General features: G+C 72.3%; 19 protein-coding genes. 11 read left to right on the top strand and 8 right to left on the bottom strand.

The features are described from left to right. Nucleotides 1-164: 164 nt before the first annotated feature. A complete protein-coding gene (locus HS045_RS12415; protein ID WP_196451444.1) occupies nt 165-1,535 on the top strand; it encodes a cystathionine beta-synthase in 1,371 nt (456 codons plus the stop codon). A 176-nt stretch (nt 1,536-1,711) separates the two neighbouring features. On the opposite strand, the gene HS045_RS12420 is transcribed toward HS045_RS12415, so the two are convergent. Next, nucleotides 1,712-2,857, bottom strand: a complete 1,146-nt coding sequence (locus HS045_RS12420) for a sensor histidine kinase (protein ID WP_196451446.1) — start codon at nt 2,855-2,857, stop codon at nt 1,712-1,714. A 138-nt stretch (nt 2,858-2,995) separates the two neighbouring features. Between HS045_RS12420 and HS045_RS12425 the strand changes: the two genes are divergently transcribed. Further along, the gene (locus HS045_RS12425) at nt 2,996-3,259 is read left to right on the top strand and encodes a hypothetical protein (RefSeq protein ID WP_196451448.1); all 264 of its coding nucleotides are present in this window, start codon (nt 2,996-2,998) and stop codon (nt 3,257-3,259) included. A 223-nt stretch (nt 3,260-3,482) separates the two neighbouring features. Next, nucleotides 3,483-4,622: a cystathionine gamma-synthase gene (locus HS045_RS12430; RefSeq protein WP_196451449.1), complete on the top strand. Its 1,140-nt coding sequence runs from the start codon at nt 3,483-3,485 to the stop codon at nt 4,620-4,622. 41 nt (nt 4,623-4,663) lie between these two features. On the opposite strand, the gene HS045_RS12435 is transcribed toward HS045_RS12430, so the two are convergent. Further along, the gene (locus tag HS045_RS12435; protein WP_196451450.1) at nt 4,664-5,086 is read right to left on the bottom strand and encodes a DUF2269 family protein; all 423 of its coding nucleotides are present in this window, start codon (nt 5,084-5,086) and stop codon (nt 4,664-4,666) included. A gap of 389 nt (nt 5,087-5,475) precedes the next feature. Here HS045_RS12435 and HS045_RS12440 point away from each other — a divergent pair, with 389 nt between their 5' ends. Further along, entirely contained in the window at nt 5,476-5,898 is a 423-nt protein-coding gene (locus HS045_RS12440; protein WP_196451451.1) for a DUF6292 family protein, read from the top strand. A 320-nt stretch (nt 5,899-6,218) separates the two neighbouring features. Here HS045_RS12440 and HS045_RS12445 read toward each other — a convergent pair whose 3' ends face one another. Together HS045_RS12445 and HS045_RS12450 are read right to left on the bottom strand one after the other, a co-directional pair. Beyond that, nucleotides 6,219-6,365, bottom strand: a complete 147-nt coding sequence (locus HS045_RS12445; RefSeq protein WP_196451452.1) for a hypothetical protein — start codon at nt 6,363-6,365, stop codon at nt 6,219-6,221. Between the two features lie 13 nt (nt 6,366-6,378). Continuing rightward, nucleotides 6,379-6,636, bottom strand: coding sequence for a hypothetical protein (locus tag HS045_RS12450; protein WP_196451453.1), 258 nt, complete (start codon nt 6,634-6,636; stop codon nt 6,379-6,381). 199 nt (nt 6,637-6,835) lie between these two features. Between HS045_RS12450 and HS045_RS12455 the strand changes: the two genes are divergently transcribed. The 3 genes from HS045_RS12455 (at nt 6,836) to HS045_RS12465 (ending at nt 8,791) form a co-directional block, all read left to right on the top strand. Further along, nucleotides 6,836-7,627, top strand: a complete 792-nt coding sequence (locus tag HS045_RS12455; RefSeq protein WP_196451454.1) for a GntR family transcriptional regulator — start codon at nt 6,836-6,838, stop codon at nt 7,625-7,627. Nucleotides 7,628-7,705: 78 nt separating this feature from the next. Beyond that, on the top strand, nt 7,706-8,116 hold the full coding sequence (locus HS045_RS12460; protein ID WP_196451455.1) for a DUF6292 family protein: 411 nt from the start codon (nt 7,706-7,708) through the stop codon (nt 8,114-8,116). Between the two features lie 117 nt (nt 8,117-8,233). Beyond that, nucleotides 8,234-8,791: an N-acetyltransferase gene (locus tag HS045_RS12465; RefSeq protein WP_196451456.1), complete on the top strand. Its 558-nt coding sequence runs from the start codon at nt 8,234-8,236 to the stop codon at nt 8,789-8,791. On the opposite strand, the gene HS045_RS12470 is transcribed toward HS045_RS12465, so the two are convergent. Both HS045_RS12470 and HS045_RS12475 read right to left on the bottom strand, forming a co-directional pair. Beyond that, a complete protein-coding gene (locus HS045_RS12470) occupies nt 8,757-10,781 on the bottom strand; it encodes a hypothetical protein (RefSeq protein WP_196451457.1) in 2,025 nt (674 codons plus the stop codon). The genes HS045_RS12465 and HS045_RS12470 overlap by 35 nt on opposite strands. 103 nt (nt 10,782-10,884) lie before the next feature. Then, entirely contained in the window at nt 10,885-12,282 is a 1,398-nt protein-coding gene (locus HS045_RS12475) for a sigma 54-interacting transcriptional regulator (RefSeq protein WP_196451458.1), read from the bottom strand. 186 nt (nt 12,283-12,468) lie between these two features. Here HS045_RS12475 and HS045_RS12480 point away from each other — a divergent pair, with 186 nt between their 5' ends. The 3 genes from HS045_RS12480 to ilvA all read left to right on the top strand — a co-directional run bounded on the left by HS045_RS12480 (nt 12,469) and on the right by ilvA (nt 16,038). After that, nucleotides 12,469-13,668, top strand: coding sequence for an FIST N-terminal domain-containing protein (locus HS045_RS12480; protein ID WP_307827491.1), 1,200 nt, complete (start codon nt 12,469-12,471; stop codon nt 13,666-13,668). Then, complete coding sequence (locus HS045_RS12485) at nt 13,669-14,703, top strand: ROK family protein (protein WP_196451459.1); 1,035 nt, start codon at nt 13,669-13,671, stop codon at nt 14,701-14,703. 126 nt (nt 14,704-14,829) lie between these two features. Beyond that, a complete protein-coding gene (gene ilvA / locus HS045_RS12490) occupies nt 14,830-16,038 on the top strand; it encodes a threonine ammonia-lyase (protein ID WP_307827492.1) in 1,209 nt (402 codons plus the stop codon). Nucleotides 16,039-16,123: 85 nt separating this feature from the next. Here the strand turns inward: ilvA and HS045_RS12495 are convergent, their stop codons facing one another. Next, a complete protein-coding gene (locus HS045_RS12495) occupies nt 16,124-17,611 on the bottom strand; it encodes a M1 family metallopeptidase (RefSeq protein ID WP_196451460.1) in 1,488 nt (495 codons plus the stop codon). An 82-nt stretch (nt 17,612-17,693) separates the two neighbouring features. Then, complete coding sequence (hppD, locus tag HS045_RS12500) at nt 17,694-18,803, bottom strand: 4-hydroxyphenylpyruvate dioxygenase (protein ID WP_196451461.1); 1,110 nt, start codon at nt 18,801-18,803, stop codon at nt 17,694-17,696. 102 nt (nt 18,804-18,905) lie between these two features. Here hppD and HS045_RS12505 point away from each other — a divergent pair, with 102 nt between their 5' ends. Next, on the top strand, nt 18,906-19,385 hold the full coding sequence (locus tag HS045_RS12505; protein ID WP_196452750.1) for an Lrp/AsnC family transcriptional regulator: 480 nt from the start codon (nt 18,906-18,908) through the stop codon (nt 19,383-19,385). Nucleotides 19,386-19,444: the final 59 nt, after the last annotated feature.

The raw sequence follows: 19,444 nt of genomic DNA on the forward strand, positions 1-19,444 counted from the left end.
CCCCAGATGACCGGTTGACTTCGTCGTACCCGTGGCGACACGGTGCGTCGCGGTGCGACGGTAGCGTTTGAGGGGAAACCGACCGGGTCCCGGTCACCCCCTGGGATCTTGGCATCCGACAGAACAAGCTGACAAAGCTTCGGTATTTCGAGGTGATCAACGCGATGCGCGTACATGACTCGCTGGTGGAGCTGATGGGCGACACCCCGCTCGTCAGGCTGCACAAGGTGACCGCGGGCCTGCCGGCCCAGGTGCTCGCCAAGGTCGAGTACTTCAACCCCGGCGGCTCGGTGAAGGACCGCATCGCGGTGCGCATGATCGACGCCGCGGAGAAGTCGGGCGCGCTGCGTCCGGGAGGCACGATCGTGGAGCCCACCTCGGGCAACACCGGCGTCGGCCTGGCCATCGTGGCGCAGCAGCGCGGGTACAGGTGCCTGTTCGTGGTGCCGGACAAGGTCGCCCAGGACAAGATCGCCGTGCTCCGGGCCTACGGGGCCGAGGTCGTCGTCTGCCCGACCGCCGTCTCGCCCGACCACCCCGACTCCTACTACTCCGTCTCCGACCGGCTGGCCAGGGAGGTCCCCAACGCCTGGAAGCCCGACCAGTACTCCAACCCGCAGAACCCCGAGAGCCACTACCACACCACCGGTCCGGAGATCTGGGAGCAGACCGAGGGGCGGATCACCCACTTCGTGGCGGGTGTCGGCACGGGCGGCACGATCAGCGGCACCGGCCGCTACCTCAAGGAGGTCTCCGGCGGCCGGGTGAAGATCATCGGAGCCGACCCCGAAGGTTCGGTCTACTCCGGCGGCACCGGCCGGCCGTACCTCGTGGAGGGCGTCGGCGAGGACATCTGGCCGGCCACCTACGACACCGGGATCTGCGACGAGATCATCGCGGTCTCCGACAAGGACTCCTTCGGCATGACCCGCCGGCTGGCCCGCGAGGAGGCCCTGCTGGTGGGCGGCTCCTGCGGCATGGCCACGGTCGCGGCGCTGCGCGTGGCGCAGCAGGCCGGGCCGGACGACGTGGTCGTGGTGCTGCTGCCCGACGGCGGCCGCGGCTACCTGTCCAAGATCTTCAATGACGAGTGGATGGCCGACTACGGCTTCCTGACCACCTCCTCCGAGGAGGGACTGGTGCGGGACGTGCTGGTCCGCAAGGGCACCGGTCTGCCGGAGTTCGTGCACACGCACCCGCACGAGTCGGTGGACACCGCGATCGCCATCATGCGGGAGTACGGCGTCTCGCAGCTCCCGGTGATGAAGGAGGAGCCGCCGGTCATGGCGGCGGAGGTGGTCGGCTCGATCGTGGAGCGCGACCTGCTCGACGCCCTCTACCGGGGACGGCTCCGCCCGGACGAGCCGCTGGCCGGGCACATGTCGCCGCCGCTCCCCATGATCGGCGCCGGCGAGCCCGTCGCGCACGCGGTCGAGGCCCTGGAGAAGGCCGACGCCGCCGTGGTCCTCGACGACGGCAAGCCCGTCGGCCTGCTCACCCGCCAGGACCTGCTGGCCTTCCTGGTCACCCACTAGCCGCCGCCCCCGACCCGCGGCGCGCAGCGTCGCGATCGACCCGCGAGGGGGCTCCGGTGTCTGGACTGAGGAGCGCGCGCAGCGAAGCGAGCACGCGACGAGGGAAGACACCGGTCACCGGCCCCCGAGCCGCGGCGCGCAGCGTCGCGATCGACCCGCGGCGCGCAGCGTCGCGATCAAACAGGGAATTCGGCGAACACCTCCCAGGCGCCCTCGGGGGTGGGACCCGCGTAGAGACGGCCGCCGAGCGCCTCGACGCGCTCGGCCATGCCGACCAGGCCGAAGCCGCCGCCGAGGCGGGAGACCCTGATGTCGGAGGCCGAGGCGTAGTTGCGCACGCGCAGCCGTACGCACCGGTTCACCAGCCGCAGGTCGGCCTCCACCCAGCCGGCGCCGGGAGCGTGGCGGCGGACGTTGGTGAGGGACTCCTGCAGCACGCGGTGGAGGGTGGTCAGCACCTCCGGCGGCAGGGTGTCGTCGGTGATGTCCTGGCCGACCTCGAAGGCGACCCTGGGACCACCGTGGGCCGAGAACCGCTCCGCGAGCACGCGCATGTCCGCCAGGCGCGTGCCGGGGGTGCGGGCGGCCTCGTCCGCCCGCAGGACGCCGACCAGACGGCGCATCGAGGTCAGCGCGTCGGCTCCGGCGTTCGCGATCGCGTCGAGCGCGGGGGCCACCGCCTCCGGCTTCGCCTCGGCGACGACCTTGGCCGCCTGCGCCTGGACCACGATCCCGGTGATGTGGTGGGCGACCAGATCGTGCAGTTCGCGGGCGAGCTCCAGCCGTTCGGCGCGCCGTACCGAGTGCACGGCTTCGCGGCGGCGCTCCAGTTGGAAGCGGAGGTAGGCGCCGACGCCGGCGGCCATGGACCAGGTGAAGAAGAGCAGGAAGCCCAGGACGAGGGAGGGCTCGGACTGGCCGACCCGGCCGGCCGAGGACTCCAGCATGAGCATCGCCACCACGGCGAAGATCGCAGCGTTCTTGACCGGCTCGATCCAGCGCAGCCCGCCGACGGTGAGGACGAGCAGCGCCCCGGTCTCGGCGAGACCGGGGCCGGCGTCGCCGGGCTGGATCGCCGCGGCGGCGACGGTGGCGGCGAACGACAGCCCCAGCAGGATCGCGTACGGCAGGACGCGGCTGCGGTGGCGGCGCCACACCGCGTAGATCCCGTAGGCGCCGCAGCCGAAGGAGAGCAGATGCTCCGGGTTCTCTCCCCCCAGCGCTATCGCGAGGTCCAGCAGGAGCAGCAGCCCGAGCCAGCAGAGCAGGACGATCTCGCTGAGCCGTCGGATCCAGTAGACAACGCGATGCGATTCCCCCACGGCCGATGAGCCTAATCCGGATGGTCGAGGTGACATATCGGCCGTTCGGCCGAAGGCCCTCCCGCGGGACCGGCCCTTCAGCGGAGGCGGGACCCCCGGTCCCCGGCGGATGCTTGAAGCGTCGAAGGGGAGAGGGAAATGATCGTCATCGGGATCGTGTTGCTGGCAGTCGGACTCGTCGTCGCGTTGTGCCTGGCGCTCGCCGACCCGGTCCTGCTCTCGCGCATCAACGGGGAGCCCGCCGTGGGGGCGAGCGGCCGGCACATCCAGGCACCGCCGGTCACCGCCATCGCCGGGGTCACCGCCATCGCCGGGGGCGCCGCCGGGGTCGGTGACGAGGGCGCCGAGGTGGTGCCGTTCAGGCCGCGGCGCCCGGGTGACGGCGAGCCGCAGGCCGCGTAGCAGACCACCGGACGCTCCGGGAGCACGGCGGTTGGGGGACCGTCGCCCGGAGACCGCCGGCCCGCGTCCCGCCTCTGGAACTCCAGGGAGGCGGAACGCGGGCCGGTCCGCGTTCGGGCGGGCGGACTCGTGCGGGATCGGTCCGTGTCCCGGCGGACCGGCCCCGCACGGACGCGGGCCGGGCCGCGTCCTGCGGGACGCGAAGCGGAGTAGCGTGACCCGTATGAGTGAAGGATTCGAGACCCTGGCCATCCACGCCGGTCAGGAGGCCGACCCCCAGACCGGGGCCGTCGTGCCGCCCATCTACGCGGTGTCCACCTACAAGCAGGACGGCGTGGGAGGACTGCGCTCCGGATACGAGTACAGCCGGTCGGCCAACCCGACCAGGACCGCCCTGGAGGAGGCGATCGCCGCCGTCGAGGGCGGCGTCCGCGGCCTTGCCTTCGCCTCCGGCCTGGCGGCCGAGGACACCGTGCTGCGCACGGTCTGCAGGCCGGGCGACCACGTGATCATCCCGAACGACGCCTACGGCGGCACCTACCGCCTGTTCGCGAAGGTCCACGAGAACTGGGGGCTGCACTACGACCCGGTGCCGCTGGGCGACCTGGCCGCGGTGGCCGCCGCCATCACCCAGAAGACCCGGGTCATCTGGGTGGAGACGCCCACCAACCCGCTGCTCGGCATCGCCGACATCGCCGCCCTGGCGCAGCTGGCGCACGACTGCGGCGCGCTGCTGGTGGTGGACAACACCTTCGCCTCGCCGTACCTGCAGCAGCCGCTGGCGCTGGGCGCGGACGTCGTGGTGCACTCCACCACCAAGTACGTCGGCGGTCACTCCGACGTGGTCGGCGGGGCGCTCGTCGCCCGGGACGCCGAGCTCGGCGAGCGGCTGGCCTACCACCAGAACGCGATGGGCGCGGTGGCCGGTCCGTTCGACGCGTGGCTGACGCTGCGGGGGCTCAAGACGCTCGCGGTGCGGATGGACCGCCACTGCGACAACGCCGAGCGGGTGGTCGACCTCCTGCTCGCCCACCCGAGGGTGACCTCGGTGCTCTATCCGGGCCTGCCCGAGCACCCCGGCCACGAGGTGGCGGCCAAGCAGATGCGGCGCTTCGGCGGCATGATCTCCTTCCGGGTCGCCGGCGGCGAGGCGGAGGCGGTCGAGGTCTGCAACCGGGCCCGGCTGTTCACCCTGGGCGAGTCGCTGGGCGGCGTGGAGTCGCTGATCGAGCACCCGGGCCGGATGACCCACGCCTCCGCCGCGGGCTCGCCGCTGGAGGTCCCCGGCGACCTGGTCCGCCTCTCGGTCGGCATCGAGACGGTCGACGACCTGCTCGCCGACCTCACTCAGGCGCTCGGCTAGCCGTACCGGCCGCGCGGGTCAGGGCCGGCCCCAGACCGGGATCAGGGGTTGCCCCAGACCATCAGCACGAGGATGACCATCCAGATCCCGGTGATCAGCCCGGAGAGGGTGGCGATCCGGCCGGTCTGCACCTTGGCGTCGTCCTGAGGGTCCTCACTGGTCAGGGCCCGCAGGGCGGCGCGCTGGTCCCGCTCGACGACGGCCAGGAGCACGGCGGCGACGATGAAGAGCGTCATGGAGACCGACAGGTACGGCCTGCCGAGGTAGTCCAGGCCGACCAGTACGCCGAACAGGAAGACCCCGGCGGAGGCGATGGCGTAGATGCGCGTCGTCTTGTGCAGGTAGCGCAGGACGTCGACGTTGCGGGCGCGGATGAACCGGGGCGTGGACATGGTCACGGCGACGACCGGCCCCAGAGTGAAGATCGCGAAACCGATGTGCAGCCAGAGCAGCAGATCTGTCATGGACCGACCTTAGCCGTCGGCGATCTCGCCGGGGTACGGCTCGGGCGGCATCCGCGGTCCGGGCGCGCCGTACTCCTCCCCGCCGGGCGGCCGGGGCCGGGTCCGTGCCGGGGGCGGGTCCGTGCTGGGGCGAGGTCGGGGCCGGGTCCGTGCCGGGGCGAGGTCGGGGCGGGGTCCGTGCCGGGGCGAGGTCGGGGCCGGGTCCGTGCCGGGGCCGGGTCCGTGATGAGGGCGAATCGCCCGTTCCCGCCCTGAGCACCCCGGCCGAGTGAGTAGGATCACCCCGGAGCCCGTTCCCGTGCAGAGGGGCCGCCGGCGGCGGAGCCCGGACCGTGCCGGGCGGGCCGTCGAGATCGAGATCGTGCACAAGGCACAAGGGAGTGCCCGTCGTGGCTGTAAGACATGTCGAGCCGTACACCGACGAATGGCGGCACCAGCCCGTCTCCTACCTGCGACTGGTCGCCGAGGCGCTGGGCGCGCAGGCCGAGGCGTGGTGGGAGGGACCGTGCGACCCCCGGGCCGGGACGATCCGGCTGACCGGCGGGGACGCGCTGGTGTGGGACGAGGAGAGCGGCTGGCGCTGGGGCCGGTTCGTCTCCGGCGGCCCGGACCGCTGCACCGTCCTGACCGGCCACCGCTACCTCGGCGGCGGCCTGCTGCTCCGCCCCGACCGGGTCCCCGGCGCGGTCGCCGAAGCCCGCGCAGGCGTGGGCAACAGTACGGCCTGGCGTCCGTGCTACCGCTCCTACCGCCACTACCGCGACGGCTTCGACGTCGCCCTGGACCACTACGCGGCCCTCAGCGGCTCGTGATCCGGTTCCTGGTTCGAGGGCCTGTTCCTCCTGACGTTCCCGTCCGGCTCATGCCAATGGGTAGCCCAGGATCATTACCCGGTTGAGGGGTAAGCGAGGAAGCGGCGGAGATATCATCTGCAAGCCATCTCCGACGGGTGGGAGAAACCGGCATGGCGACTGAACCGCGTGGTCCGCCGAGAGACCCGTCCGGCTGACGGTGACCGTGTACGAGGGCTCCAGCACCCAGCTCGCCTATGAGATCGACGACCTCTCCTGATCCGGCGAGCCGGGATCTTCCGGCTCCGTCTGAAGGCGGGCCACGCTGGAGGCCGGCGTCGTCACTCCTCCGCTGATTCCTCCTCGGCCCGGTTCTCCTGCCCTGGACCTTGCTGGAGGCTGTTCCGGTCGGCTCCTGACCGGAGAGTGACGGTCAGCTCGCACCCGGCGGCGAGCAGGACGAGGACGGCGAGGATGGTCTCGTTCATGGGTTCACCTCCTTCAGTGGCGTGCCTGGGGCTGGTGGAACGCGCGGTGGCATTTGGGGCAGGCGTACTCGGGATTGCTGACATACCGGCAGCAGGTGTGGTCGACGTGCAGGCCCAGGATCCGCCGGACCCCGGCGGTCACGCGGCCGGGTGCGCGACCGGTGGCGGAACCCTTGCTGTCCTCGGTGCGGATACCGATGATGACCACCGCGAAGGTGCCGCTCATGATCCCTGTAAGGATCAGGGCGATGACGACGACCAGATTCCACATGCCGGCTCCTCTCCTGTCTCTGTGGAGTTTTTGATCCTGGGTGAATGACAGGAGACTCGGAACCGGACTACATTGGCCTTGTCCTTCTTGCGCCTGCCGTACTTCTCGTCTTACTTGTACCAACGAGTAGATCGGGACTAACCGGTCCATATGGTGAGAGGCATCTATCGGCGGGGATTCGACCGGGAGGAGGGACAGGATGCCTGAACCTCTCTATCGGCAGCTCGCGGAACGCCTCCGCGCCCGGATCGACGCCGGTGACCTGCGGCCGGGCGATCAGATCCCTTCGGAGGCGGAGCTCGGCGAGGAGTTCGGCGTCTCCCGCAACACGGTGCGACTGGCCGTCACGGCGCTGGCGAACGAGGGCCTGATCGAATCACGGGCGGGCCGGGGGACCTTCGTCCGGCAGCGCCGGACGGTCACCGTGCTGCACCCGCTCGATCCCAGCGGTGTGCCACCGGGTCCCAAGGACGCGTTCAAGTCCACGCTGGAGCGTGAGGGCGTCAAGCCGACCCAGGAGAACTTCCGGGTGGAGTTCCGACGGGCCACCGCGGAGGTCGCCGCCCGTCTGGGGATCGAGGAGGGCGACCGGGTCGTGGTCCGCCGGATGGACAGGCTCGTCGACGGGGAGCCCTGGTCGCGGCAGGAGTCGTTCTATCCGGTGGAGATCGCGGAGGGGACGGAGCTCATGTCCCCGGACGACATTCCGCGGGGAACGATCCGGGTGCTCAAGGAGAACGGGCACGCCCAGGTGGGCTTCCGCGATGAGATCAACTGCCGGATGCCGACCCGGGACGAGTCGGGCTTCCTGGGGAGTCCGCCCGGCGTCCCCGTCCTGGAGCTCTTCCGGGTCGCCTATTCGGAGGAGCGTCCGATCCGGCTCACGATCACCGTCTACGCCGGCGACAGCACCCAGTTCGCCTATGAGGTCGGTGACGTCTCCGCGCGGGGGGAGACCGGTCGGGGCAGTCGCGACAGAGAGGACGGCTGATCGCAGCGGCGAGGATGCTGCGCGGTCCGCCTCGTTCCCATGCTTCCCCCTGATCATTCCAGAGAAAGGAGAACCGCCATGACTCCCTACAGCGAGGAATGGCTCGACCTTCCCGTCGCCTACGTCCGGCAGGTCGCCGAAACCCTCGGCGACCTGGTCGCGACCTGGTGGGACGACCCGTGCGACCCGCGGGACGCCACGATCCGCCTGACCGACGGTACGGCGCTCGTCTGGGACGAGGAGTCCGGTTGGAGGCGCGGTCGTTTCTTCTCAGGCGAGAAGGGAGAACGTACCGTTTTGACGGAGACCCTTTACCTGGGCGGTGGAGTCCTGCCTGAGCCCACGAAGGTGGCGAGGTCGCTCGCGCCGCTGCGGGCCGGGAGAAACGGAGGCACGGTCGACCGTCCGATCTACCGTTCGTTCCGTGACCATCACGACGGATTCGACGCGCTTCTGGCGCACTACGCCGAGGGCCTGGTGACGGCCTGACAGAGTGCCTGCCGTCCCCCGGACATCCGGAGGGCGGCAGGACACGCCGGAGCGCGCCGCGCCGAGGCTGGAGTCAGGTTGTGCATCCCGCAGATGCGTCAGGCGGTCGAGGATGACGTGGAGTCCATCCTCTCCATGCGGGCGGAGGCCTCCGAGTGGCTAGCCCTGCGGAAACAGGTCAACCAGTGGGAGAAAGCGTGGCCGACCTCAGAGGCGCAGGAGCGGCGCATCCTGGAGGCGATCCGCAAGGGGCGGACGTGGATGTTCCACGCCGTGCGGGGGCATCCCTGCGCCACCGTCACTCTCTGCGATGAGGACGGGGCCGGTTTCTGGCGCAGAACCGTGGACGACGAGCCCGCCGTCTACGTCCACCGGCTGATCGTCCGGCGTGAGTTCCACGGGAGAGCGCTCGGCGCGCGGATCCTGGACTGGGCGGCCGAACGGGGGAGCCGCCGGGGGATGAAGTGGATGCGCATCGACATCTGGCGAGGCAACCCCGGTCTGGAGGAGTACTACGTCCGGCAGGGGTTCGCCAAGGCCGGAGACATCCCCCAGCGTGTCCTCGACGAGCTCGGCATGCCGGACTACCCTTCGACGGTGCTCATGCAGCGGGCGGTCCGGTGCCGGAGCGGTCCGCGGGTCAGCGCTTACGGCGGGTGCGCAGGAAGTCGCTGACGACGTACTCGCCCAGGCGGTCGGCGCCGGCGGAGAAGACCCGGCCGCCGTTGCGGCGGGCGACCTCGTCGACGAACTCCTTCAGCCGTTCGTCCTCGGCCAGCATGAACACGTTGAGCGTCGCCCGGCGCCGGGTCATCTTGTCGACCTCGGCGAGCGTCAGCTCCAGCGTCTCGCGGGTGGGCGGCCACTCGAAGGCGTAGCTGCCGTTGCGGCGCAGGTGCGAGGTGGGCTCGCCGTCGGTGACCACGAGCACGACCGGTTCGAAGTCGGGGTGGCGGTCCAGGTGGCGGCCCGCGATCAGCAGGGCGTGGTGCAGGTTGGTGCCCTGGACCATGTCCCACTCCAGCCCGGCCAGCTCGTCGGGCTGGAGGACCCGGGCGTAGTTGGAGAAGCCGACGATCTGCACCGAGTCCTGCGGGAACGTGGAGCTGACCAGCGCCTGCAGGGCCATCGCGGTCTGCTTGGCCGCCGCCCAGGTGCCGCGCAGGGCCATGGAGTAGGACAGGTCCACCAGCAGGCAGACGGCCGCCGCGGTGCGCCGTTCGGTCTCGGCCACCTCGAAGTCGTCCACCGACAGGGTCACGGCGCCGCGGCGGTCTTCCCGGTGGCTCTCCCCGCGGCCTCCGGCGGGACCGGGGCCGCGCCGTACGGCGTTGACGACCGTGCGGACCACGTCGATGGGCTGCTCGTCGCCGAACCGCCAGGGGCGGGTGGAGCCGGTGAGCTCCCCGGCCGCGCCCGCGTCGACCTGGTCGTGGTCGCCGCGGCGGCCCGACTCCAGGGAGGCGAAGACCCGGCGCAGGGCGGTCTCGCCGAGGCGGCGGACGGCCTTGGGGGTGAGTTCCAGCTTGCCGCGCCGACGCTGCAGGTAGCCCTGCTGCTCCAGCTCGCGCTCGATCCGCCGGAGCGCCCGCAGGTCGTCGACCGCCGAGCGGCCGAGCGCGCGCCGGATCGCGGCCTCGTCGACGTCGTCCAGCCGGGCGCCCGGGTAGTCCTGGCGGAGGACGGCCTCCAACTGGGTCAGGTCGGCGAGCTCGTCCAGCGCGGTCACCGCGTCGGCCATGCCCAGCGGCTCGTCGCCGCCGAGCCGCTCCGGGGTGTTCCAGGCCAGGTCGGGACGGCGGGACCGGAGGGACTCGCCCAGGCGGTGCATCTGGTCGGCGAGCCCGGCCTGCTCCAGGGCCTGGTTGATCAGGCCCGCGAGCTCCTCCCGCTGGGCCGGGGTGAGCGAGGCCAGCAGGCGCTGGGTCGCGGCGGCCCGGCGGGCGAGGACGTCGACCAGCTCCTCCAGGTTTCGCGGCCTCTCCGGGAACATGTCCCCGTATTCCGACATGAAGTCATCGAAATCGCGCTGGGTGTGCTCGCCCCGCGCGTCCCGGTCGAGCATGTCGTTCAGCGCGGTCATCATCCGGCGGACCCGTTCCAGCGCGGCCGGGTCGGAGCCGGCCAGTGCCTGCCGCATGCCCCGGAACTGGCTGTCGAGCACCTCCCTGCGGAGCAGGTCGCGCAGCTCCGCGAAGGTCTCCCGGGCCGCGGCGGAGCGCCAGTCGTAGGCGCTCAGCGACTGGATGGCGCCCGCCGGGTCGTCCGGCACACCGTCCAGCACCGACAGACGCAGCCGCGTCTCGTCGTCGGACGGATCCGGACCGCGCCCACCCGGGGGAGACCCCCCGGAGCCCCCCATGAGCTCCGCCCGCTCCTGGCCGATCGCCTTGTCCAGCAGCGCCCTGGCCCGCTCCAGCGTCCCGTCCAGCCGCCCGCGCTCGCGCAGCTCGCGGCGGCGGCGGCGCACCTCCCGAAGCAGGTCGTCCAGGCCGCGCCGGTCCTCCGCGCCGGGCAGGCCCCGCCTGAGCAGGTCGCGCAGGGCGTGGCCGGGGTTGGAGCCGGACAGGACGGCGTCGCCCATCTGGTCGAGCGCGGCGCGCACGTCGTACGGCGCGGCGAGCGGGTCGGGCCCGTCCCGGTACTCGCCGTAGCGGTAGCTCATCGCCCGCCCCCTCTCCGGCGGCGCGGTGCGGGCGGGGCGGAGGGCACGGAACGGTCGGGCATGGCGGTCTCCTCGGTCGTCCTGGAGTGCGGCACGGGCACCGCTAGGTGCGGTAGACCGTGGTGCCGTCCACCTCGTCCTTGGACAATCGGCGCAGGAGGTAGAGGCCCTCCAGCGCGAACTCCAGGGCGGCCGCGGCGTGGCCGGGGGACTCGTCGCCGATGCCGAGCCGGGACATGATCCTGGCCAGGCCGTTCACCGGGCCGATCCGCTGCAGCAGCTCGGCGGCGGGCACCAGGGGGCCGGACTCGACCTGGACCCCCTCGGAGAAGCGCTCCAGCAGCGCCGACAGGTCGGCGCCGCCGAGCGTGCCGCGGAACGTCTCGGCGACGGCCCGGCGGAGCAGGTGCGCGAGGACCTCGGTCTCCCGCCCCTCCTCGCTGACCTCGAACTCCACCTTGCCCCGGAGGGTGTGCACGATGCCCGGCAGGTCGGCGACCCGGGCCACCGCGCGCTCCTCACCGGTCAGCGCGGCCCGCCGCAGCGCGGAGGCGGCGGCGGTCTCGGCGGCGGCGATGGAGAAGCGGGCCGAGACCCCGGAGCGCGAGTCCACCGCGGTGGACTCGCGGACCAGCCGGGTGAAGCGGGCGATCACCTCGACCAGGTGGTCGGGCAGGTCGGCCCCCACGTGGTCGAGCGCCGCCTCCTGCCGGATGAGCACGAGCTCGTCCTCGACGGAGGCCGGGTAGTGGGTGCGGATCTCCGCGCCGAAGCGGTCCTTCAGCGGGGTGATGATCCGGCCGCGGTTGGTGTAGTCCTCGGGGTTGGCGCTGGCGATCAGCAGGATGTCCAGGGGCAGGCGGAGGTTGTAGCCCCGTACCTGGACGTCGCGCTCCTCCAGCACGTTGAGCAGCGACACCTGGATCCGCTCGGCCAGGTCGGGCAGCTCGTTGACGGAGAAGACGCCCCGGTTGCTCCGCGGCACCAGGCCGTAGTGCACGGTCTCCGGATCGCCGAGCGTGCGCCCCTCGGCGATCTTGATCGGGTCGACGTCGCCGATGAGGTCGCCGACGGAGGTGTCGGGGGTGGCGAGCTTCTCGCCGTAGCGCTCGTCGCGGTGCCGCCAGGAGACCGCGAGCTCCTCGCCCTCGGACCCGGCCAGGCGGCGGCAGCGGACGCAGGAGGGCGCGTAGGGGTGGTCGTTGATCTCGCACCCGTCGACGACCGGGGTCCACTCGTCGAGCAGCCCGGTGACGGTGCGGATGAGCCGGGTCTTGCCCTGGCCGCGCTCACCGAGCAGGACCAGGTCGTGACCGGCGAGCAGGGCCCGCTCCAGGTGGGGCAGGACCGTGTCGTCGAAGCCCACGATGCCGGGGAAGCGCGTCTCGCCGGACCGGAGCCGGGCCAGGAGGTTCTCCCGGATCTCCGCCTTCACCGTGCGGTGGATATGGCCGCTCGCGCGAAGCTCGCGCAGAGTCCGTGGCTCTGGGATGTGAGGCACGGGATCGAGCCTACGTGGCCTGAGCCGAAACCGGCAGTCTCATCCTGATTGCGAGTCTCCCGCATTGCGTGGAGGCGGACGCGCGTGCCCGCCGTCCCAGTGGGGAGAATCGCTCAAGGGAAGCCGGGGCGGTCCGGAGAGGACTCCGGGCGGGAAGGCTTCGCACACGAGAGGGAGGCGAGACGAGTGGCGCTGTTGACGAGCCGCTTCGCCGATGGTCTCGCCGTGGGCTCCGACCTGGTCGCGGCGGCGGAATCCGCGGTGAACCAGGCCCTGCGCGGACTGGACACGTCGCCGGACCTGGTCTGTTTCTTCGTCTGCGGTGACGACCCCGACGACGTCTCCCGCGCGGGGCTGCGCGCGATGGACATGGTCCAGGGAGCCTCGGTGGTCGGCTGCAGTTCCACCGGGGTGATCGGTGACGGGCAGGGGGTGGAGATCACTCCGGCGGTGAGCGTCTGGGCCGCCGTCCTCGACGGGGCCAGACTGACGACCTTCGCCCTGGACAGCCTCCGCACGGAGGACCAGTTCGTCGTGGTCGGCCTGCCCGAGTGCGCCCCGGACGACCAGGTGGCGATCATGTTCGCCGACCCCTACAGCTTCCCGACGGACGGCTTCGTCGAGCGCTCCGGGGAGGTCCTCGGCGGTCTCCCGCTGATCGGCGGCCTGGCCAACTCGCTGCAGGGCCGGGGCGCGGTGCGGCTGTTCGCCGACGGCAAGGTCTACACCGAGGGCGCCGTCGGGGTGCTGATCGGCGGCGCGGTCAACGTCAGCACCGTGGTCAGCCAGGGCTGCCGCCCGATCGGCCCGTCCATGGCCGTCACCGGGGTGGAGGACAACCTCCTGCTCGAACTCGCCGGGCAGCCCGCCCTGGCGCGGCTGGAGGAGATCGTCAGCGCGCTGGACGAGGACGACCGCGACCTGGTCGCCGCCGGGCTGCAGATCGGCATCGCCATCGACGAGTACGCCGAGCGGCACGAGCGCGGCGACTTCCTGATCCGGGGCGTGCTCGGCATCGACCCCGACCGCGAGGCCGTGGCCATCGGGGACGTCGTCGACATCGGCCGCACCGTCCGCTTCCAGGTGCGGGACGCGGCGACCGCCGACGAGGACCTCTACGAGCTGCTCGACGCGCACCGCGAGGAGTTCGGCAGGGTGGAGGGCGCGCTCCTGTTCGCCTGCAACGGCCGGGGCTCGGCCATGTTCGGCAGCGCCGACCACGACACGACGGCGGTCAACGACATCCTGGGACCCGTCGGAGTGGCCGGGTTCTTCTCGGCGGGGGAGATCGGCCCGGTCGGGGGCCAGAACCACGTGCACGGGTTCACCGCGAGCCTCCTGGTCTTCTCGTCCCGCTCGTCCGCCGGTCAGCCGTATGATCGCTGAATGCCGGGATCAGTGCTTGCCGTCGACATCGGCGGGACGAAGTTCGCCGCCGCGCTGGTCGGCTCCGACGGGGGCGTCCGGGCGGCGGAGCGGGTCGCGACCCCGCCGGGCGGCGACGCCGAGACCCTGTGGACGGCGCTCGACGCGCTGATCACCGCCGTCGTGGGCGACACCCCGGTCGACGGGGTGGGGATCGGCTGCGGCGGCCCGATGACCTGGCCCGAGGGAGCCGTCTCCCCGCTCAACATGCCCGGCTGGCGGGCCTTCCCGCTCCGCGACCGGCTGGCCGCCCGCTTCGCCGGCGTCCCGGTCCGCATCCACAACGACGCCGTCTGCGTGGCCGCCGCCGAGCACTGGCGGGGCGCCGGCCGGGGCAGCGCCAACATGCTCGGCATGGTCGTGTCCACGGGCGTGGGCGGCGGGCTGATCCTCGGCGACCGGCTGATCGACGGCGGCAGCGGCAACGCCGGACACATCGGGCACGTCGTGGTCGACCCGGACGGACCCGCCTGCGCGTGCGGCGGGCGCGGCTGCCTGGAGGCCGTCGCCCGCGGCCCGGGCCTGGCCGCCTGGGCCCTGGCGCAGGGCTGGACCCCGGGCGGGGCCGCGGGGTCCGGTACGGCGGGCGTCGCCGACCCGGCCTGTGTGGAGGCCGCGGGGTCCGGTACGGCGGGCGTCGCCGTACCGGCCTATGTGGAGGCCACGGCGGCCAGCGGGCGGCGGCTCGCGCTCGACGCCGCCGCGGGGGACCCGATCGCCCTGGCCGCCATGGACCGGGCCGGGCGGGCGGTGGGCCTGGCCGTGGCCTCCGCCGCCCACTTGTGCGACCTCGACGTCGTCACCGTCGGCGGGGGCCTGTCCCAGGCCGGGCGGCTGCTGTTCGACCCGCTGGAGGAGACCCTCCGCGCGCACGTCCGGCTGGACTTCGCCCGGCGGGTGCGCGTCGTCCCGGCCGCCCTGGGCCAGGACGCCGGCCTCGTCGGCGCCGCCGCGCTCGTCCTGGCCGCCGACCGCTACTGGTCGCCCCGTGACTGAGCGGATACGGCCCGCGGCGCGGTCCCGCCCGGCCTCCCCGGCCTCCCCGGCTTCCCCGGCCTCCCGCGCGGACGGCGGGGCACGCGACGACGAGACGGCGGGACACGCGACGAGAGGACGACCGCCGTGCCGGTGCCGCAGGTGACCTTCGAGGACGTGCTCGCCGCCCGGGAGCTCCTGGCCGACGTCGCGCTGCGGACCCCGGTGGTGCACTCGCGCGTGCTGTCCGACCTGCTCGGCGCACCCGTCCACCTCAAGTGCGAGAACCTCCAGCGCTCGGGCTCGTTCAAGGTGCGCGGCGCCTACGTCAGGATCGCCCGGCTGGGCCCCGGGGAGCTGCGGCGGGGCGTGGTGGCGGCCAGCGCGGGCAACCACGCGCAGGGGGTGGCGCTCGGTGCGGGACTCCTGGGGGCGGAGGCGACGGTCTACATGCCGGAGGGGGCGCCGCTGCCCAAGGTGGCCGCGACCCGCTCCTACGGCGCCGAGGTGGTCTTCGCCGGACACGGCGTGGACACCGCGCTGACCGGCGCGCGGGAGCACGCCGAGCGGACCGGCGCGGTGTTCATCCACCCCTTCGACCATCCCGACGTCGTCGCCGGGCAGGGCACCATCGGACTGGAGATCCTGGAGCAGCTCCCGGAGACCGGCACCATCGCGGTCTCCATCGGCGGCGGCGGGCTCGCCGCCGGGGTCGCGCTGGCGGCCAAGTCGCTCCGGCCGGGGGTGCGGGTCGTCGGCGTGCAGGCCGAGCGGGCCGCCGCCTACCCCGCCTCGCTCGCCGCGGGGCACCCCGTCACCGTGCGGCCCGCCACCACGATGGCCGACGGCATCGCGGTGGGACGGCCGGGCGACCTGCCCTTCGAGCTGATCCACTACCTGGTCGACAGCGTCGTCACGGTCACCGAGCAGCAGATCTCCCGGGCCCTGGTGCTCTGCCTGGAGCGCGCCAAGCAGGTGGTCGAGCCCGCCGGGGTGGCCGGGGTCGCCGCGATCATGGCGTATCCGGAGGTCTTCGAGCCCCCCGTGACGGCCGTGCTCTCCGGCGGGAACATCGACCCGCTGCTGCTGGTGAAGGTGCTCCGGCACGGCCTGGCCGCGGCGGGCCGCTACCTGACGCTGCGCCTGTCGCTGCCCGACCGGCCGGGCACGCTGGCGGCGCTGATGGCCGAGGTGGCGGCGCTGCGCGCCAACGTGCTGGACATCGCGCACGAGCGGGTCGGCGTCAACCTGGGCGAGGTCGAGGTCCAGCTCCAGCTGGAGACCCGGGGACCCGACCACGCCGAGGAGGTGCTGGACTCCCTCAGGAGGCAGGGCTACCGGATCGTCTCCACCTGACCCGCCCGCCGTACGGCCTGCCCGCCGTACGGCCGTACGGGGCGCCCGCCGTACGGCCGGCCGGGGCGCCGTGCGGGCCGGGGCGTCAGGCGGCGGGCTTGCGCTCCTGGAACAGCCAGGCGTCGAAGAGCGCGTCGAGCTCCTCACCGGAGACCTTCTCGGCCAGCGCGGTGAACTCCTCCGTGGTGACGTATCCGTACCGGTGCTCGCGGTTCCAGGTCTTCAGCAGCTCGAAGAAGTCGGCGTCGCCGATCTTCCGCCGGAGGGCGTGCAGGGTCATGCCGCCCCGGGTGTAGACCGAGTCGTTGAACAGGTCGTCGGCCCGGGCGCGGCCCGGGGCGTACGCCCAGATGGGGTCCCCGGCGGGCGCCGCGTAGTGCAGCCGGAAGGTCTGCTCGGCGGTGGCGTCGCCCTGGTGCTCCTCCCAGAGCCACTCGGCGTAGGTGGCGAAGCCCTCGTTGAGCCAGAGGTCCTTCCAGCGCTTGATGCTGAGGCTGTTGCCGAACCACTGGTGGGCCAGCTCGTGGGCGATGATGCCCTCGCCCGGGGAGAAGCCGCCGTACATCGGCTTGGTCTGGTTCTCCAGGGCGTAACCGGCGGAGAAGTCGTCCACCACACCGCCGGTCGAGGAGAACGGGTAGGGGCCGAAGACCGTGGCCCAGTGGTCGGTGATCTTTCCGGACAGGGTGTGGAGCTTGTCCAGCGAGCCGCGGAAGCGCGGGTCCACGGCGGCCAGGTTCCTGATGCCCGAGGCGGTCCTGCCCTCGCGCAGGGTGAACCTCCCCAGCGTCATGGTGGCCAGGTAGGTCACCATCGGGTGGTCCTCCCGCCAGGAGTAGGTCGTCTTCCCGCCGCGGGTCACCGGCTCGCCGGTGAGCTCGCCGTTGGCCAGCGCGGTGATCCCCTCCGGGACGGTGATCTCGAACGCGAAGAGCGCCTTGTCCGCCGGGTGGTCGTTGCCGGGGAACCAGGTCTTGGCGCCGTTGGGCTCGCAGGTGACGAAGGCCCCGTCCCGGGTGGGGATGAAGCCGTAGGTGCCGAGGTTGGACGAGCCGGTGACGGGCTTGGGCTCCCCGGCGTAGGCGACCTCGACGGTGAAGTCGGACCGGTCGGCCAGGGGCCGGTCGGGGATCACGGTGAGCTCGGTCCCGGACCGCTCGAACCTGGCGGCGCGGCCGTCCACGGTGACCCGGCCGACGGTGAAGCCGGACAGGTCCAGGTTGAAGCGGGTCAGCTCCTGCGTGGCCTTCGCGTGGATCGCGGCGGTGCCGGACAGGTGCCGGGTGGCGGGGTCGTAGCCGAGCGCGAGGTGGTAGCGGGCGACGTCGTAGCCGCCGTTGCCGTCGGTGGGGAAGTCGGGGTCGCCGATCCCGGGCGCGCCCGCGCCGGGCGGGAGGGAACCGGTCGCGGTCGGCTGCGGTGCGGTGGCGCCGGACGGCACGGTCCTCCCGGCGGAGGACGGGGAGGCGCCGCTCCCCCCGCCGGGGGAGGCGCAGGCGGCCGTTCCGGCGGTCGTGCAGAGCAGGACGGCGGCCGCCGCGAGGGCCTGCCGGCGTGACGGCGTCGTCGCCATGGTCTGGATGTCCCCCTTCCGGCCCGGACCGTGCCGGGGCGCGTTCGCAGACTACGCGAGCGGCCCCGGCCGGGTCAGGCCGTCAGAGGTTGCCGCGGCGCTCCTGCTCGCGCTCGATGGCCTCGAACAGGGCCTTGAAGTTGCCCTTGCCGAAGCCCAGGGAGCCGTGCCGCTCGATGAGCTCGAAGAAGACCGTCGGGCGGTCCTGCACCGGCTTGGTGAAGATCTGCAGCAGGTAGCCGTCCTCGTCGCGGTCGACCAGGATCCGGCGCTTCTTCAGCTCCTCGATCGGCGCGCGGACCTCGCCGATGCGCTCGCGCAGCTCCGGGTCGTCGTAGTAGGAGTCGGGCGTGTCCAGGAACTGCACCCCGGCCGCGCGCATGTGGTCGACCGTGGTCAGGATGTCGTTGGTGGCCAGCGCGATGTGCTGCACGCCGGGGCCGCCGTAGAACTCCAGGTACTCGTCGATCTGGGACCTCTTCTTGGCGACCGCCGGCTCGTTGAGCGGGAACTTCACCTTGCGGGTGCCGTCCGCGACCACCTTGGACATCAGCGCCGAGTACTCGGTGGCGATGTCGTCGCCGATGAACTCCGCCATGTTGGTGAAGCCCATGACCCGCTTGTAGAACTCCACCCACTCGTCCATCCGGCCGAGCTCCACGTTCCCGACGCAGTGGTCGACGGCCTGGAACAGCCGGCCGTTCCTGACATCCGGCGGGGCGACGAGCGGCTCGGCCGCGACGTAGCCGGGCAGGTACGGCCCGCTGTAGTTGGCGCGGTCGACCAGGGTGTGCCGGGTCTCGCCGTAGGTGGCGATGGCGGCGAGGACCACCTTGCCGTGCTCGTCCTCCAGCGTGTGCGGCTCGGCCAGCCCGCGCGCGCCCTGGGCGAGCGCGTGGGTGTAGGCGGCCTCCACGTCGGGGACCTCGATGGCCAGGTCGATCACACCGTCGCTGTGCTCGGCCACGTGCCGGGCCAGGTCGGTGCCCGGCCGCAGCGAGCCCCGGAGCTCGAAGCGGGCGCTGCCGGAGGTGAGGACATAGGCCACCTCGTCGCGGCTGCCGTTCTCGGGGCCGCGGTAGGCCACCAGCCGCATGCCGAACGCGGTGGAGTAGTAGTGGGCGGCCTGCTTGGCGTTGCCGACGGCGAAGACCACGGCGTCCATGCCGTTCACAGGAAAGATGTCGCTCATGCGGATACTGTCGGTTTCAATGGTCTTACTGCGCAAGAGTTACTTGTTCTGGTGGTCAATCTGCCCGGTTACCCGCTGGTCAGCGAGGAGTGGTTGGACATCATGACGATCGACGGGCTCGACGCCCGGCTCATCACCCTGCTGGCCGCCGAGCCCCGGCTCGGCGTGCTGGAGTGCTCGCGCCGGCTCGGGGTGGCGCGGGGGACCGTCCAGGCCCGCCTCGACCGGCTGACCGCCCGGGGCGTGATCACCGGATTCGGCCCCGACGTCGATCCCGCCGCGCTCGGCTACGACGTGACCGCCTTCGTCACGCTGCAGATCCGCCAGGTCAGCGGGCACGACCCGGTCGCCGTCCAGCTCGCGGCCATCCCGCAGGTGCTGGAGGTGCACACGATCACCGGGGGCGACGACATGCACTGCCGGGTGGTGGCGCGCAGCAACGCCGACCTGCAGCGGGTGATCGACCGGATCGTCGACGTCCGGGGCGTGGTCAGGACCTCCTCGGTGATCGCCTTGGACACACCTGTGCCCTATCGGGTGATGCCTTTGGTGTCAGAGGTCCCCCATCGGGCAGAGGGCTAGCCGTACCATCCCAAGAGGGAATCAGGCACCGTTATCCACCGTTTACCCTTAACGGTTCG

This window comes from Planomonospora sp. ID82291 (assembly GCF_015711645.1).
GTDB lineage: Bacteria > Actinomycetota > Actinomycetes > Streptosporangiales > Streptosporangiaceae > Planomonospora.